Genomic DNA, 612 nt, shown 5'->3' on the forward strand with positions numbered 1-612 from the left:
ACCCGTAGCTTCGGTACCTGGTTTGAGCCCCGTTACATCTTCCGCGCAGGCCGACTCGACTAGTGAGCTATTACGCTTTCTTTAAAGGATGGCTGCTTCTAAGCCAACCTCCTAGCTGTCTGAGCCTTCCCACATCGTTTCCCACTTAACCAGGATTTCGGGACCTTAGCTGACGGTCTGGGTTGTTTCCCTTTTCACAACGGACGTTAGCACCCGCTGTGTGTCTCCCACGCGTCACTCACCGGTATTCGGAGTTTGCCTCGGGTTGGTAAGTCGGGATGACCCCCTAGCCGAAACAGTGCTCTACCCCCGGCGGTGCTACGTGAGGCGCTACCTAAATAGCTTTCGAGGAGAACCAGCTATCTCCGGGCTTGATTAGCCTTTCACTCCGATCCACAAGTCATCCAAATCTTTTTCAACAGATCCTGGTTCGGTCCTCCAGTTGATGTTACTCAACCTTCAACCTGCTCATGGATAGATCGCCCGGTTTCGGGTCTATTCCCAGCGACTGGTCGCCCAGTTAAGACTCGCTTTCGCTACGCCTCCCCTAATCGGTTAAGCTCGCCACTGAAAATAAGTCGCTGACCCATTATACAAAAGGTACGCGGTCAC

At 53.3% G+C, this 612-nt stretch carries 1 rRNA gene; it reads right to left on the reverse strand.

The annotated features are described in order from the left end of the window. Nucleotides 1-612 (reverse strand): 23S ribosomal RNA (locus OP497_RS17465); the annotation flags it as partial.

This window comes from Halomonas sp. 11-S5 (assembly GCF_029889825.1).
In the GTDB taxonomy this organism is placed as follows: Bacteria; Pseudomonadota; Gammaproteobacteria; order Pseudomonadales; family Halomonadaceae; genus Halomonas.